The sequence below is a fragment of the Geobacillus sp. PK12 genome (assembly GCF_004123125.1).
Lineage (GTDB): Bacteria > Bacillota > Bacilli > Bacillales > Anoxybacillaceae > Geobacillus > Geobacillus zalihae.
Genome location: NZ_SDKL01000030.1, coordinates 1 through 1,176 on the forward strand (window position 1 = coordinate 1; position 1,176 = coordinate 1,176).

The 1,176-nt window shown below is 57.1% G+C and carries 1 pseudogene (only partly in view); it reads right to left on the bottom strand.

Going from position 1 to position 1,176, the window contains the following annotated elements:
- Window positions 1-387: 387 nt before the first annotated feature.
- Window positions 388-1,176 (bottom strand): annotated as a pseudogene (locus tag ETR37_RS10930) (IS110 family transposase) (it continues 268 nt past the right edge of the window).

Genomic DNA, 1,176 nt, shown 5'->3' on the forward strand with positions numbered 1-1,176 from the left:
CTCCCTCTAGAAATGTTGATTTATCAAGGCTTTTCGGCCCCTCAGGGGTGTCCAAAAAATATTTTTCGACAAAATCTCTTACATCCTTTTTCAGTTTTGTGGATATCTTACAGACCTAGGGTGCGCTTCGCGGCCACGGCTGGTTATATTTTCCTGCCATGGGGGGAAGCGTATTCGATGCACCCTTTGGATCTCCGCGTCGCTGATGAGGACGAACCCTCCCATGTCTCCGGGCGTCTTCGCGCCAACATTCCCTCGTTCGGTCTCGTCATCAGGCGGAGGCCGGCCAAGCTCCTTTGGGGACTCAAGGTCGAATGGATAAAATCACGCCAGCTTCTCCGGTGTCATCCTGTTGTCCAACGATTCTTCCGTTCGCAGGGGGAGGCCTTAGGCCGCCCGTTGCACCTGGGACAAGACGTCCTGTTTCATTCGCTCCGCGTCAAAGGCTTGTTTCTTCGTACAAATCGCAAACAGCACATTCAACAGCTTCCGGCATAATGCGACGATGGACTGCTTTCCGGTCAGCGGATTGACGGGGCGGGTCGTATAATACTCATGCAGCTCGCGAAACGCCTCGTTGTGCCGAATCAGCGGAATCATCGCCCGAAACAGCACCGATCGCAGCCGTTTCCGTCCCCGTTTGGAGATGTGCTTTTGCCCTTTGCGCTGGCCGGAGGAGTTCTCCTTGAGCGTCAGGCCCGCCAACTTCACCAATTGACGCGGGTCCCGATAGTGGGCGAAGCTGCCGATCTCCGCCAGAAGATCGATAATCGTGGCGTCTCCCAACCCGTCGACCGTTTTCAGCCATTGGTACTCCATCGTCGTTTGAACCAATGCCTTCAACTCGGCGTCCAACGCGGCGATCTCAGCCTCCAATTGGCGGTATCGGCGGACGAGCGCGGCGATCTCAAACCGGGCCATCGTCGTCCCTTCCGTCACCCCAATCGAGTCCTTCGCGGCGTTGATCAACGCCTGAATTTTGGCCTTCTGCGGGCATTTCAGCCCTTCGCTTTGCCGGTACACCTCGATGAGCTCCTCGGCGGATCGGCCGGCCATATCGGCCGGAAGCGGCGTCCACTCCAGCACCGAAAGCGCCGTTTTCCCCAGGTCGCGAAACACCGTCCAAAACTCCGGAAAATACCGATCCGTCCAGCGGACGATCGCGTTTTTCACCGC